Source organism: Pseudomonas wadenswilerensis (genome assembly GCF_900497695.1).
Taxonomy (GTDB): Bacteria; Pseudomonadota; Gammaproteobacteria; order Pseudomonadales; family Pseudomonadaceae; genus Aquipseudomonas; species Aquipseudomonas wadenswilerensis.
Map to the genome: position 1 here is coordinate 389116 of NZ_UIDD01000010.1, position 12844 is coordinate 401959.

A 12844-nucleotide genomic window follows, 5' to 3' on the forward strand; every position below is an offset into this window, starting at 1 on the left:
GTGCTCGGTTATCGAACCGCAGGGATCAAACCGCGACCAGACGGACGCTGGCGCCTTCACCGACGCCCAGGGCTTCGGCGGCTTCAAGACTCAGGCTGACCGGCTTGCCGGGTGCCCAGTCGAGCTCCAGCAGCACCGCGCGGTAATCCTGCAACTGGCCGTTGCTGACCAGGTACGGGCGCCCACCCTTGCTGGCGGCATCGTCCAGCTTGACCGGCATCACCCGGCTCTGGGCAATCGAACGGATACCGGAAACCCGCGCATGCAGGGTCGGGCCGCCGTCGAAAATGTCGATGTAGTGATCGGTCTCGAAGCCTTCGCGCATCAGGATGTCGAAGGTGATCTGCGCCCGCGGGTGCACCTGGCCCATGGCCTCCTGCGCGGCATCCGGCAGCAAGGGCACGTAGATCGGGTAATGGGGCATCAGCTCGGCCAGGAAGGTCCGGCTCTTCAGGCCGCACAGGCGCTCGGCCTCGGCGTAGTTGAGGTCGAAGAAGTTGCGACCGATGGCATCCCAGAACGGCGAATCGCCATGCTCGTCGCTATAGCCGACGATCTCGGTGACCACCGACTCGGCGAAGCGTTCCGGGTGGGCGGCCATGAACAGCAGGCGACCACGGGAGTTGAGCTCGGCCCAGCCGCTGCCGACCAGTTCCGGCAGCACGTAGAAGCTGGTCAGCAGGCTGTTGCCGGTCAGGTCGTGGCATTGCGACAGGACGTGAATCTTGTTGTGAATCTTCAGCTCCCGGGACGCATGCACGAAGGTCTCGTTGCGAAAGCTGTAGAACGGTTCGGAATAGCCCGCTGAGGCGACGATGGCCGAACAGCCGACCAGCTTGCCGGTGCTGCTGTCTTCAAGGACGAAGAAATAGCTCTCTTCACCGTTGAAGCTGACCTCGGCAGCGAAGGACGTTTCCGAAGCGGCAATCTTGTCGCTCAGGCGACCGGCATCATCCGGCAAGGACGTGACACCAATGGGGCTGTCTGCGGCAAGACGCTGTACTTCACCCAGATCAGCCATTTGCGCGGGGCGCATCACCAGCATGGTGTCACTCCTTTCGGGAAAACAGGCCGACATCCGCCGGCTCAAAGAAAAACAGCAGGCGCCCGCAGGCACCTGCTCTGGAATTCGGTTTCACCGGCCCGGCAGGGCCGATGAAAGGACTTCAGGCTTGAATCAGGCCTGAGTCAGTTTTGCTGCAGCGCGCTCGAAACGGTCCAGGCCTTCATCGATATCGGCATCCTCGACCACCAGGCTCGGGGCGAAACGCACCACATCCGGGCCGGCTTGCAGCACCATCAGGCCTTCTTTCTCGGCGGCGTTGAAGACATCCTTGGCCTTGCCTTTCCAGGCCTCGGACAGCACGCAACCGATCAGCAGGCCAACCCCACGTACCTGGGTGAACAAGCCGTATTTCTCGCCGATCTGCTCCAGGCGTGCCTTGAACTTCTGGTGCTTGGCCTTGACGCCGGCCAGCACTTCAGGGGTGTTGACCACATCCAGCACCGCGCTGGCGACGGCACAGGCCAGCGGGTTGCCGCCGTAGGTGGTGCCGTGGGTGCCGACGGCCAGGTGCTTGGCCAGGTCTTCGGTGGTCAGCATGGCGCCGATCGGGAAACCGCCGCCCAGGCTCTTGGCACTGGAGAGGATGTCCGGAGTCACGCCGTAGTGCTGGTAGGCAAACAACGAGCCGGTACGGCCAACGCCGGTCTGCACTTCGTCGAAGATCAGCAGCGCGTTGTGCTTGTCGCACAGCTCGCGGGCGCCTTGCAGGTAGGCAACGTCAGCCGGGACCACACCGCTCTCGCCCTGGATCGGCTCGATGACCACGGCGCAGGTCTTGTCGGAAATCTGCGCCTTCAACGCGTCCAGGTCGTTGTACGGCACGTGGCTGATACCCGTGATTTTCGGCCCGAAACCGTCAGAGTACTTCGGCTGGCCGCCGACGCTGACGGTGAACAGGGTGCGACCGTGGAAGCTGTTAACGGTGGCGATGATCTCGTGCTTCTCGGGGCCGAAACGGTCGTGGGCGACACGCCGGGCCAGTTTGAACGCCGCCTCGTTGGCTTCGGCGCCGGAGTTGCAGAAGAACGCACGGTCGGCGAAGGTCGCATCGACCAGCTTGTGCGCCAGGCGCAGGGCCGGCTCGTTGGTGAACACGTTGGACACGTGCCACAGCTTATTGGCCTGCTCGGTCAGGGCGCCAACCAGCGCCGGATGGGCATGGCCAAGGACGTTAACGGCGATGCCGCCGGCGAAATCGATCAGCTCGCGGCCCGCCTGATCCCAGACGCGGGAGCCCGCTCCACGGACGGGAATGAAAGCCGCCGGTGCATAATTGGGGACCATCACCTGGTCGAAATCGGCGCGTTGCACCGGAGCTTGCTCAACGGACATCGGAGTCTCCTGAAGAGGAACGCCTGCCTGGAACTGGCGAGCGATGGGGGGATTGTAAGGACAGATCGGCGCCTGACCTTGCCGCCAAGCGACAACTTCTTATAGCGCCAAACCCTGTTTTACCAAGGCTTACGGCAATGCGACAAATAGGGTCGCAAAGGCGCAGTTTAAACGCTGCGGGTGTGGTGGGGACACAACTGTATTCGGGCTGCTGCGCAGCCATCGCCGGCAAGGCCGGCTCCCACAAGGGGCTCTGCATACACAAGAACTGTGGGAGCCGGCGTTGCCGGCGATAGCATCGGCTATCAGCCGCGCTCCGCGGGCACCGACGACAGTTCGAACGGGCTGCTGCTACGTCGCTGGTTACGATCTTCGCGCGGCGTTGCGCCAAAGAAGTTGCGGTAGGCGCTGGAGAAATGCGGCCCGGAAGAAAACCCGCAGGACAGCCCGATCTGGATGATCGACTTGCTGGTCTGCATCAGCATCTGCCGCGCCTTGTTCAGGCGCAGTTCCAGGTAGTACTGGCTCGGCACGCGATTGAGGTACTGCTTGAAGATCCGCTCCAGCTGACGGCGCGATACGCACACATGCTGGGCGATCTCGTCGGTGGTCAGCGGCTCCTCGATGTTGGCTTCCATCAGCAGCACGGCCTGGGTCAGCTTCGGATGGCTCGAACCCAGGCGGTTCTGCAACGGAATGCGCTGGCGCTCGCCGCCTTCGCGAATTCGCTCGACCACCAGCTCTTCAGACACCGCACCGGCAAGCTCGGCACCATGATCGCGAGCCAGCACCGCCAGCAGCAGGTCGATTACCGACATGCCGCCGCACGCCGTCAAACGGTCGCGATCCCAATCGAACAAGTGGCTGGTGGCAATGACCTTGGGGAAGCGTTCAGCGAAATCATCCTGCCAGCGCCAGTGCACCGCAGCCCGATAACCATCGAGCAGGCCCAACTGCGCCAACGGGTAAACCCCCGCCGACAGGCCGCCGACCACGCAACCGGCACGTACCAGCTGCTTGAGTGCGCTGGCCAGGCTCGACGCCACGGCCTGGGGCGGCTCGTCAGCCAGCAAAAACAGCTTCTGGCAGCCTTCGAGCTTGCCGGCCCACGGCTCGCCCGGCAGGCGCCAGGCACCTTCGCCAGGTGCTTCGGCCTGCAGGAACGACAGCTCGTAGACCACTTCCGGATGGACCTTCTGGGCAACCCGCAACACCTCTTCCGCCAGCGCCAGGGTCAGGGCCTTGGTGCTGGGCCAGATGAGAAAACCGATTCGCTGGGTGGTCATGGGGTGCGGTCCGAAACCTGAAAAAGGTCAAGAAGTTAGAGCCTGGTCATGCTGCGCGTACGATGCAGCATGACCCATTTTGGTGCAAAACGGCAATCTTACTTCAGGCTGCCCGAAAGGAACTGTTGCAGACGCTCCGATTGCGGGTTGACCAGCACTTCGCGTGGGTTGCCGCTCTCTTCCACCAGGCCCTTGTGCAGGAACACCAGCTGGTTCGACACCTCGCGGGCAAAGCCCATTTCGTGGGTGACCACGACCATGGTCCGGCCTTCCTGGGCCAGCGACTGCATGACCTTGAGCACATCACCGACCAGCTCCGGGTCGAGCGCCGAGGTCGGCTCGTCGAACAGCATCACTTCCGGCTCCATGGCCAGCGCCCGGGCAATTGCCACGCGCTGCTGCTCACCACCGGACATATGCCCAGGATAGGCGTCCTTGCGGTGGGCGACACCGACTTTGGCCAGGTAGTGCTCGGCTTTTTCCAGGGCGTCTTTTTTCGACATGCCCAGCACGTGCACCGGCGCTTCGATGATGTTTTCCAGCGCGGTCATGTGCGACCACAGGTTGAAGTGCTGGAACACCATCGACAGGCGCGAACGCATGCGCTGCAGCTGCTTGGGATCGGCGGCCTTGAGCGCGCCGTCCTTGTTGGCCACCAGCTTGAGCTCTTCGTTGTTGAGCAGGATCTTGCCCGCGTGCGGCTGCTCGAGCAGGTTGATGCAGCGCAGGAAAGTACTTTTGCCCGAACCGCTGGAGCCGATGATGCTGATCACGTCGCCTGCCTTGGCCGCCAGGGACACGCCCTTGAGCACTTCGTGACTGCCGTAGCGTTTATGCAGATCTTGGACTTCGAGTTTGTACATGCTGTCGATTCTCACAAAGCAGTCAGTCTTGAGCTAACGCTCAGGGCGAAAAAGTGGGCGCAGGCCTCAGTGCTTGCGCGGCGCCAGGTAGCCGAGCCAGCGACGCTCGGCCAGCTTGAACAGGCGCACCAGAATGAAGGTCAGGCACAGGTAGAACACGCCAGCCGTGATATAGGCCTCGAACGGCAGGTAGTACTGGGCGTTGACCGTGCGCGCTGCACCGGTGATGTCGATCAGGGTCACGATCGACGCCAGGCTGGTGGTCTGCAGCATCATGATCACTTCGTTGCTGTACTGCGGCAGCGCCCGGCGCAGGGCCGACGGCAAGAGGATGCGGCGGTACATCTTGACCCGCGACATGCCCATGGCCTTGGCCGCCTCGATCTCGCCGTGCGGCGTGGCCTTGAGGCTGCCGGCGATGATTTCGGCGGTATAGGCACTGGTGTTGATGGCAAAGGCCAGGCAGGCACAGAAGGTCGCACTGGACAGCCACGGCCAGAGAAAGCTTTCACGTACCGCTTCGAACTGGGCCAGCCCGTAGTAGATCAGGAACAGCTGCACCAGCATCGGTGTGCCACGGATCACGTAGGTGTAGAGCCAGGCGCTCATGTTCACCAGCGGCTGCTTGGAAACGCGCATAAGGCCCAGCGGGATCGCCGCCAGCAAACCGAACAGCAGCGACAGCGCCAGCAGCTTGAGGGTGGTCAGCAGGCCGTTCAGGTACAGCGGCAGCGCTTCCCAGATGACGTTGTAGTCGAAAATCATAGATCAGCCGCCTTTACGCCTACCGAGTAGCGCTTCTCGAGGTAACGCAGGGCCAGCAGCGAAACACTGGTGATCACCAGGTACAGCGCCGCTACCGCCAGGAAGAAGGTGAAAGGCTCGCGAGTGGCATCGGCCGCCTGCTTGGCCTTGAACATCATGTCCTGCAGGCCGACCACCGAAATCAGTGCGGTAGCCTTGGTCAGGACCAGCCAGTTGTTGGTGAAGCCAGGAATCGCCAGGCGAATCATCTGCGGCACCAGCACCCGGAAGAAAATCTGCAGGTTGCTCATGCCATAGGCCATGCCGGCTTCGGCCTGCCCCTTGGGAATGGCCATGAACGCACCACGGAAGGTTTCCGACAGATAGGCACCAAAGATGAAACCGAGGGTGCCGATACCCGCCATCAGCGGATTGAGGTCGATATAGTCGTCAAAGCCCAGCAACGGCGCGACGCGATTGAGCAGATCCTGGCCGCCGTAGAAGATCAGCAGGATCAGTACCAGATCGGGAATCCCGCGGATCACGGTGGAATACAGATCGCCGAGCCAGGCCAGCCAGCGCACTGGCGACAAACGCAGCGCCACACCGATCAGACCGAGCACGATGGCCAGGGCCATGGACGACAAGGCGAGCTGTAGCGTCAGCCACGCTCCGTCGAGGATGACTGCCCCGTAGCCTTTCAACATGATGAGGTCCTCGACCTTAGGGATGAAAAAATGGTGCAAACCTCAGAGTCTCTGCTGCTTGCACCATTGAACAGGTGAAACGTCGACGATTTACTTGGCTTCTGGGCCGTAGATGTCGAAGTTGAAGTACTTGTCCTGAATCTGCTTGTACTTGCCGTTGGCACGGATGCCGGCGATGGCCGCGTTGATTTTGTCTTTCAGCGCGTCGCCTTTGCGTACAGCGATACCAATGCCGTCACCGAAGTACTTGGCGTCGGTGAACGATGGGCCAACGAAGGCGAAGCCTTTACCGGCGTCAGTCTTCAGGAAACCGTCTTCCAACAGCGTAGCATCGGCGACGGTGCCATCCAGACGGCCAGCGGCGACGTCCAGGTAGATTTCATTCTGGGTGCCGTAAGGAACGATGGTGGCGCCTTGCGCACCCAGCACTTCCTTGGCAAAGCGGTCGTGGATCGAGCCACGCTGCACGCCGATCTTCTTGCCCTTCAGTTCAGTCAGGCCTTCGCTGACGGCAGTACCTTCCTTCATCACCAGGCGCGCCGGGGTCAGGTAGTACTTGCCGGTGAAGTCCACGGACTTCTTGCGGTCTTCGGTGATCGACATGGAGGACAGGATGGCGTCGATCTTGCGCACCTTGAGTGCCGGGATCAGGCCGTCGAATTCCTGCTCGACCCACACGCACTTGACCTTCATCTCTTCGCACAGGGCGTTGCCGATGTCGTAGTCGAAGCCGACGATGCTGCCGTCCGGCGCCTTCGATGCAAACGGTGGGTAGGCGGCTTCGATCCCGATTTTCAACGGTTTCTCATCAGCCAGCGCTGCCAGGGAAAACACGGACAGCGCCAGGGCGCCAAGCAGTGCGAGTTTCTTCATCTGGAACTCCATCGGTAAAGGGCAATACAAGGCAGGGTTGAGGACTGCCCGATATGCGAATGGGTACAACGCGAGCTGCGCAGGGTCGGCATTGAAGTAGACGCGGCGAGCGAGTGATCGGCATTTTAACGACAGCTCCGAAGCCGATATTTCTTCAATGCGACAACTAGTTACAGAAGCGCAGGAACACGGGGCCGGAGATATTGACAGCTTTCACGGAATATGCAAAAGCAAAAGACAAATAACCAATCAATGAAGCAATAAGCGGGCCTATTATTGGCAAAGCCTTCTAATCCGGCAAGCGTAGCGTTTCAGCAGGCCGCAAAGCCGCAAAAAAATGCTCCGAAAAGGCACTTGGGCGTTTCGCTTTGCCCCGCTTTTGTGCGAAAGCGGTGACAGAAGGGTTACCGATGATTGTCGAAGTAACAGAATGCACAAAGCCCCGCCGGCAGATGCCGGACGGGGCATTTGAGTAACACATGAGGGCCTCATCGCTGGCAAGCCAGCTCCCACAGTGGAAACATCACCCTGTGGGAGCCGGACTTGCCGGCGATAGGCTGCGAAGCAGCTTCAGACTCAGGCCGAAGCCTTGCTCATGTCCTTGTGGGTATCGATCAGGTGCTGCACCACACCCGGATCCGCCAGGGTCGAGATATCACCCAGGCCGTCGTACTCGGCCGTGGCGATCTTGCGCAGGATGCGGCGCATGATCTTGCCCGAGCGGGTTTTCGGCAGCCCCGGCGCCCACTGGATGACATCCGGCGAGGCAATCGGACCGATCTCCTTGCGCACCCAGTTCTTCAGCTCCAGGCGCAGTTGCTCGGTCGGTTCGACGCCACCGTTGAGGGTGACGTAGACATAGATACCCTGCCCCTTGATGTCATGCGGCACGCCAACCACTGCGGCCTCGGCGACTTTCGGGTGGGCGACCATGGCGCTTTCGATCTCGGCGGTGCCCATGCGGTGGCCGGAGACGTTGAGCACGTCGTCGACGCGGCCGGTGATCCAGTAGTAGCCGTCTTCGTCGCGACGGGCACCGTCACCGGTGAAGTACATGCCGCGGAAGGTCTTGAAGTAGGTGTCGACGAAGCGGTCATGATCGCCATACAGCGAACGCGACTGGCCCGGCCAGGAATCGAGGATCACCAGGTTGCCTTCGGCAGCGCCTTCGATCAGGTTGCCGAGGTTGTCCACCAGTGCCGGTACCACGCCAAAGAACGGACGGGTCGCCGAGCCCGGCTTGAGCGCGGTAGCGCCCGGCAGCGGGCTGATCAGCACGCCGCCGGTCTCGGTCTGCCACCAGGTATCGACGATCGGGCAACGCTCCTTGCCGACGGTGTGGTAGTACCAGTTCCAGGCTTCCGGGTTGATCGGCTCGCCCACCGAACCCAGCAGACGCAGGCTGGAGCCGTCGGCACCGGCAACCGCGGCCTGACCTTCGGCCATCATCGCGCGAATGGCGGTCGGCGCGGTGTAGAGGATGTTGACCTTGTGCTTGTCGATGATCTTCGACACGCGGGTAATGTCCGGATAGTTCGGCACGCCTTCGAACAACACGGTGGTCGCACCGTTGGCCAGCGGGCCGTAGACGATGTAGCTGTGGCCGGTGACCCAGCCGACGTCGGCGGTGCACCAGTAGACTTCGCCCGGACGGTAGTCGAACACCCGCTCGTGGGTCAGTGCGGCATACACCATGTAGCCGCCAGTGGTGTGCAGCACGCCCTTGGGCTTGCCGGTGGAACCGGAGGTGTAGAGGATGAACAGCGCTTCTTCGGCACCCATTTCCTTCGGCGCGCAGTGGCTGGAAGCAACCTTCATCAGGTCTTCGTACCAGATGTCGCGGTGCTGGTGCCAGGCGATGTCGCCACCGGTGCGCTTGCAGACGATGATCTTCTGCACGCTGCTGGTTTCCGGGTTGGTCAGGGCCAGGTCGACATTGGCTTTCAGCGCAGTGCGGCGACCGCCACGCAGGCCTTCGTCGGCGGTGATGACGATCTTCGACTTGCAGTCGATGATGCGCCCGGCCAGCGCCTCAGGCGAGAAGCCGCCGAATACCACCGAGTGGATCGCACCGATACGGGCGCAGGCCAGCATGGCGACCACGGCCTCGGGGATCATCGGCATATAGATGGTGACCACGTCACCCCGGTGCACATCCTGGCCGCGCAGGGCGTTGGCGAACTTGCACACTTGCTCGTGCAGTTCACGGTAGGTGATGTTGCGGTGTTCGGAAGGGTCGTCGCCTTCCCAGATGATCGCGATTTGATCGCCGCGCTCGGCCAGATGACGGTCCAGGCAGTTGTAGGAAACGTTCAGAGTGCCGTCAGCAAACCATTTGATGTCGACATGGTGGTCGTCAAAGGAGGTCTGCTTGACCTTGGTGAAAGGCTTGATCCAGTCGAGGCGTTGAGCCTGCTCGCGCCAGAAGCCGTCCGGGTTGATCACCGACTGCTGGTACATGGCCTTGTAGGTCGCCTCGTCGGTCAACGTGTTGGCCGCAACCTCGGGACGAACGGGATACAGGGGAGCCGCACTCATCTTTGTTACCTCGGTGTAATAGTTGTTTTTGTATGACCTCGTTGTAACTGTACCAGACTGCGCCGGCCATTCGACGTTGGTAGTAACGCCCTCGTCTTTTCTCCCTGCAACCAGCGACGAAGGCTCAAGGCCGGGCCTGCACGGTGGAAAAATAAAAAAATCCGGCAGCCTGCCAGGCGATTGTTACAGTTTCTGCCAACAGTGTTTATCAAAACCGTGGCTGTTTAAGCCCAGGCCGCACTCCTAGAATTCACCTCGCCAGCAACGGCACCACGATTAACTTTCTTGTAGCCCCCCACGAAGGGAAGTTAATCGGCAAATAATCGTGATAGTTGATGATGTTGTACACGCGGCGCCACAAGCGCTGCGTGCCCCCTTACGACCTTAGACAGGTAAAAATGAAGATGAAAGCTTTACTGGTATTGGCACTGGGTAGTCTTTGCAGCGTGGCCATGGCCGAGGAAGTTGCAAATGGCGGCGCCGAGCAGATTCCGGTTGAACAGTACAGTTACTCGCAGCACCTGGACATCGCCAAGGTTATTTCCATGAGCGAAGTCCCGAATGTCTGCGAAGTGGTCCCGGCGCGCATGACCTACGAAGACTCCCAGGGCAAGCGCCACATTCTCGAGTACCGGGTGATGGGTAACGGTTGCTCGAACGGTTGATCCAACGGATTGACCGCCTGCAGCGCCTCGGTTGTTAACGAACGAGGCGCGCTGCACTCATTTAACGTCATGCCTGCAACTAACGACCTGCCTCTATTACCCATGCATTATTAACGACGGATTAATTAATCCGACTTGCCAACACCATGTTCACGCAACTTGTTGGCAATTGTTGTATGGGAAACACCCAAGCGTTTACCCAGTGCCCGGCTGCTGGGAAATTCGCTCATCAATCGTTCCAGTACTGCCTTCTCGAAACGCCCGACAATTTGCCCCAGGTCGCCCTCAAGGGAAAACTCGCCCAGCGGTTGCCGGCCGCCGTATTCCGGCAAGCGGATATGCTCGCTCTTGACCACCCCGCCGTCGCACAACGAAACCGCCTGGAACAACACGTTCTCCAGTTGCCGCACGTTGCCCGGCCAGTGGTACTGGCTCAGGCGTTCCATTGCTGCAGGTGCAAGCTTGGGCAGTGGGCAACCGATCTGCCGGCTGGCCTGGTCGAGAAAGTGTTCGACCAGCGGCGGCAGGCCGTCCAGGCATTCGCGCAACGGCGGAATGTGCAGCGACAGCACGTTAAGGCGGTGGTAGAGGTCCTGACGGAACTCGCCACGGGCGCACAACTCGGACAGATCGACCTGGGTTGCGCAGATCACCCGCACATCCAGGTACACCTCTTCGTCGCTGCCTACACGACGGAAACAGCCGTCCTGCAGGAAGCGCAGCAGTTTCACCTGCAAGCGCGGACTCATCTCACCGACGCCATCCAGGAACAGGGTGCCGCCCGCCGTCAGCTCCAGCAGCCCAAGCTTGCCCTCTGCCCGCGCGCCTTCAAACGCCCCTGGGCCGTAACCGAACAATTCGGTCTCGGCCATGGACTCGGGCAAACCGGCACAGTTGAGCGCCATCAGCGGCGCCTGGCCACGAGGGCTGGCCAGGTGACAGGCACGGGCCAGCAGCTCTTTGCCGGTGCCGGTTTCACCCTCGATCAGCAGCGGTGCATCCAGCGGCGCCATGCGCCGCGCCTCGCGCACCACCGCCGCCATGACCCGCGAGCTCTGGAAGATACTGTCGAAACCGCGCAACTCCTGCTTGCGCACGTTATAGATGCGTTCGCCGATGCGGTCAGCGCGGTGCAGGGTCAATACCGCGCCAGCCAGGGCCTCGCTGTCGTCATGCTCGGACTGCAGCGGCGCGATATCGGCGAGGAACACATCGCCCTTGACCTTGACCCGCAGGCCGTTGATCCGCGACTTGTTGGCGCGCACCAGCTCCGGCAGGTCGAAATCCTCGGCATAACGCGACAGCGGAATGCCCGGCACCTCGTCGACCCGCACCCCGAGCAATTGCGCCGCCGCACGGTTGGCGGCAACGATGGAGCCGCCCATATCGATCGACAGCACCGGGAAATCCAGGGCACCGAGCAGGGCATTGAGCTCCATGTGCCGACGTTCACTGGGCATCAAGCCTACGCGCTTGACGCCGAAAACCCCGGCAATCGATTCGAATTTGGGCCGCAGGGCCTGGAACTGCAGGTTGATCAGGTTCGGGCAGTGCAGGTAGATGGCATTGCCATGCTCGCCACCGACCTCGCCGCGGGCGACGTTGATGCCGTACTCGACCAGCAGGTTGAGAATGTCGCGCAGGATGCCGATGCGGTTTTGGCAATGCACTTTAATACGCATGAAATGTCCTACAAGAAGGTCTGGTACGCGGCACGTCGGGCATTTTTTTACAGCGACCGAAGAATAGTCGTAAAGATTATGTGACAGATAGCTGAGGTTTCAAGGGTTAAAGCCCCCGTTTTTTCTGGATGCTGGCTATTTCGTAAAGTTATCGTTACAAAATCCAGGCCGAAATCATCGCAAATCCGCCGCCAGGCCGCTGCAAACAGCACAATTGAGGGTTATCACTAGGGGTAATGGCTTGATCACATAACAAGAATGGCCCTCAGCAGGAGAGCAGTATGAAACAGACGCAATACGTGGCTCGCGAGCCCGATGCGCAGGGTTTTATCGACTACCCGCAGCAGGAACATGCGGTGTGGAACACCCTGATTACCCGTCAATTGAAGGTGATCGAAGGCCGCGCGTGCCAGGAATACCTGGACGGCATCGAACAGCTGGGCCTGCCTCACGACCGTATCCCGCAGCTGGGCGAAATCAACAAAGTGTTGGGCGCCACCACCGGTTGGCAAGTTGCCCGCGTACCCGCACTGATCCCCTTCCAGACCTTTTTCGAACTGCTGGCCAGCAAACGCTTTCCGGTGGCGACGTTCATTCGCACCGAACAAGAGCTCGATTACCTGCAGGAACCGGACATTTTCCACGAAATTTTCGGCCACTGCCCGCTGCTGACCAACCCCTGGTTCGCTGAGTTCACCCACACCTATGGCAAGCTCGGCCTGCAGGCCACCAAGGAAGAGCGCGTGTACCTCGCCCGCCTCTACTGGATGACCATCGAGTTTGGCCTCGTCGACACCCCGCAGGGCCGCAAGATCTACGGCGGCGGTATCCTTTCTTCGCCCAAAGAGACCGTCTACAGCCTGTCCGACGAGCCCGAGCACCAGGTTTTCGACCCGATGGAAGCGATGCGCACGCCGTATCGCATCGATATCCTGCAACCGCTGTACTTCGCCCTGCCCAACCTCAAGCGCCTGTTCGACCTGGCCCACGAAGACATCATGGGCATGGTTCACACGGCGATGAAGATGGGCCTGCACGCACCGAAATTTCCACCCAAGGTCGCCGCCTGAGCGACCTTGCAAACCAAT

At 60.9% G+C, this 12844-nt stretch carries 11 protein-coding genes; 2 read left to right on the top strand and 9 right to left on the bottom strand.

What is annotated here, in order from left to right:
• Nucleotides 1-25: 25 nt before the first annotated feature.
• The 8 genes from aruF to acs form a co-directional block, all read right to left on the bottom strand.
• Complete coding sequence (aruF, locus tag CCOS864_RS20640; protein ID WP_115088136.1) at nt 26-1045, bottom strand: arginine/ornithine succinyltransferase subunit alpha; 1020 nt, start codon at nt 1043-1045, stop codon at nt 26-28.
• 132 nt (nt 1046-1177) lie between these two features.
• Nucleotides 1178-2398 carry an aspartate aminotransferase family protein gene (locus tag CCOS864_RS20645; protein WP_115088137.1) on the bottom strand — a complete coding sequence of 407 codons (1221 nt, stop codon included), beginning with the start codon at nt 2396-2398 and terminating at the stop codon, nt 1178-1180.
• Between the two features lie 305 nt (nt 2399-2703).
• A complete protein-coding gene (gene argR, locus CCOS864_RS20650) occupies nt 2704-3684 on the bottom strand; it encodes a transcriptional regulator ArgR (protein WP_010226652.1) in 981 nt (326 codons plus the stop codon).
• A 98-nt stretch (nt 3685-3782) separates the two neighbouring features.
• Complete coding sequence (locus CCOS864_RS20655) at nt 3783-4547, bottom strand: ABC transporter ATP-binding protein (RefSeq protein WP_010226650.1); 765 nt, start codon at nt 4545-4547, stop codon at nt 3783-3785.
• A 66-nt stretch (nt 4548-4613) separates the two neighbouring features.
• A complete protein-coding gene (locus CCOS864_RS20660) occupies nt 4614-5312 on the bottom strand; it encodes an ABC transporter permease (RefSeq protein WP_038996454.1) in 699 nt (232 codons plus the stop codon).
• Nucleotides 5309-5998, bottom strand: a complete 690-nt coding sequence (locus CCOS864_RS20665) for an ABC transporter permease (RefSeq protein WP_010226646.1) — start codon at nt 5996-5998, stop codon at nt 5309-5311. Before CCOS864_RS20665 ends, CCOS864_RS20660 begins: the two co-directional genes overlap by 4 nt.
• Nucleotides 5999-6088: 90 nt before the next feature.
• Nucleotides 6089-6871 carry an ABC transporter substrate-binding protein gene (locus tag CCOS864_RS20670; RefSeq protein ID WP_115088138.1) on the bottom strand — a complete coding sequence of 261 codons (783 nt, stop codon included), beginning with the start codon at nt 6869-6871 and terminating at the stop codon, nt 6089-6091.
• A 576-nt stretch (nt 6872-7447) separates the two neighbouring features.
• Nucleotides 7448-9409, bottom strand: a complete 1962-nt coding sequence (gene acs / locus CCOS864_RS20675) for an acetate--CoA ligase (protein ID WP_038996456.1) — start codon at nt 9407-9409, stop codon at nt 7448-7450.
• A gap of 404 nt (nt 9410-9813) precedes the next feature.
• On the opposite strand from acs, the gene CCOS864_RS20680 reads away from it, so the two are divergent.
• Entirely contained in the window at nt 9814-10074 is a 261-nt protein-coding gene (locus tag CCOS864_RS20680; RefSeq protein ID WP_115088139.1) for a DUF2790 domain-containing protein, read from the top strand.
• A gap of 125 nt (nt 10075-10199) precedes the next feature.
• On the opposite strand, the gene CCOS864_RS20685 is transcribed toward CCOS864_RS20680, so the two are convergent.
• Nucleotides 10200-11756: a sigma-54-dependent transcriptional regulator gene (locus CCOS864_RS20685; RefSeq protein WP_115088140.1), complete on the bottom strand. Its 1557-nt coding sequence runs from the start codon at nt 11754-11756 to the stop codon at nt 10200-10202.
• A 281-nt stretch (nt 11757-12037) separates the two neighbouring features.
• Here CCOS864_RS20685 and phhA point away from each other — a divergent pair, with 281 nt between their 5' ends.
• Nucleotides 12038-12826: a phenylalanine 4-monooxygenase gene (phhA, locus tag CCOS864_RS20690; RefSeq protein WP_115088141.1), complete on the top strand. Its 789-nt coding sequence runs from the start codon at nt 12038-12040 to the stop codon at nt 12824-12826.
• The last annotated feature ends 18 nt before the right edge of the window (nt 12827-12844 follow it).

What these genes read in the sequence shown, in the direction of transcription:
- aruF (WP_115088136.1), bottom strand. Translation starts at nt 1,045, where the DNA reads ATGCTGGTGATGCGCCCCGCGCAAATGGCTGATCTGGGTGAAGTACAG.
- CCOS864_RS20645 (WP_115088137.1), bottom strand. Translation starts at nt 2,398, where the DNA reads ATGTCCGTTGAGCAAGCTCCGGTGCAACGCGCCGATTTCGACCAGGTG.
- argR (WP_010226652.1), bottom strand. Translation starts at nt 3,684, where the DNA reads ATGACCACCCAGCGAATCGGTTTTCTCATCTGGCCCAGCACCAAGGCC.
- CCOS864_RS20655 (WP_010226650.1), bottom strand. Translation starts at nt 4,547, where the DNA reads ATGTACAAACTCGAAGTCCAAGATCTGCATAAACGCTACGGCAGTCAC.
- CCOS864_RS20660 (WP_038996454.1), bottom strand. Translation starts at nt 5,312, where the DNA reads ATGATTTTCGACTACAACGTCATCTGGGAAGCGCTGCCGCTGTACCTG.
- CCOS864_RS20665 (WP_010226646.1), bottom strand. Translation starts at nt 5,998, where the DNA reads ATGTTGAAAGGCTACGGGGCAGTCATCCTCGACGGAGCGTGGCTGACG.
- CCOS864_RS20670 (WP_115088138.1), bottom strand. Translation starts at nt 6,871, where the DNA reads ATGAAGAAACTCGCACTGCTTGGCGCCCTGGCGCTGTCCGTGTTTTCC.
- acs (WP_038996456.1), bottom strand. Translation starts at nt 9,409, where the DNA reads ATGAGTGCGGCTCCCCTGTATCCCGTTCGTCCCGAGGTTGCGGCCAAC.
- CCOS864_RS20680 (WP_115088139.1), top strand. Translation starts at nt 9,814, where the DNA reads ATGAAAGCTTTACTGGTATTGGCACTGGGTAGTCTTTGCAGCGTGGCC.
- CCOS864_RS20685 (WP_115088140.1), bottom strand. Translation starts at nt 11,756, where the DNA reads ATGCGTATTAAAGTGCATTGCCAAAACCGCATCGGCATCCTGCGCGAC.
- phhA (WP_115088141.1), top strand. Translation starts at nt 12,038, where the DNA reads ATGAAACAGACGCAATACGTGGCTCGCGAGCCCGATGCGCAGGGTTTT.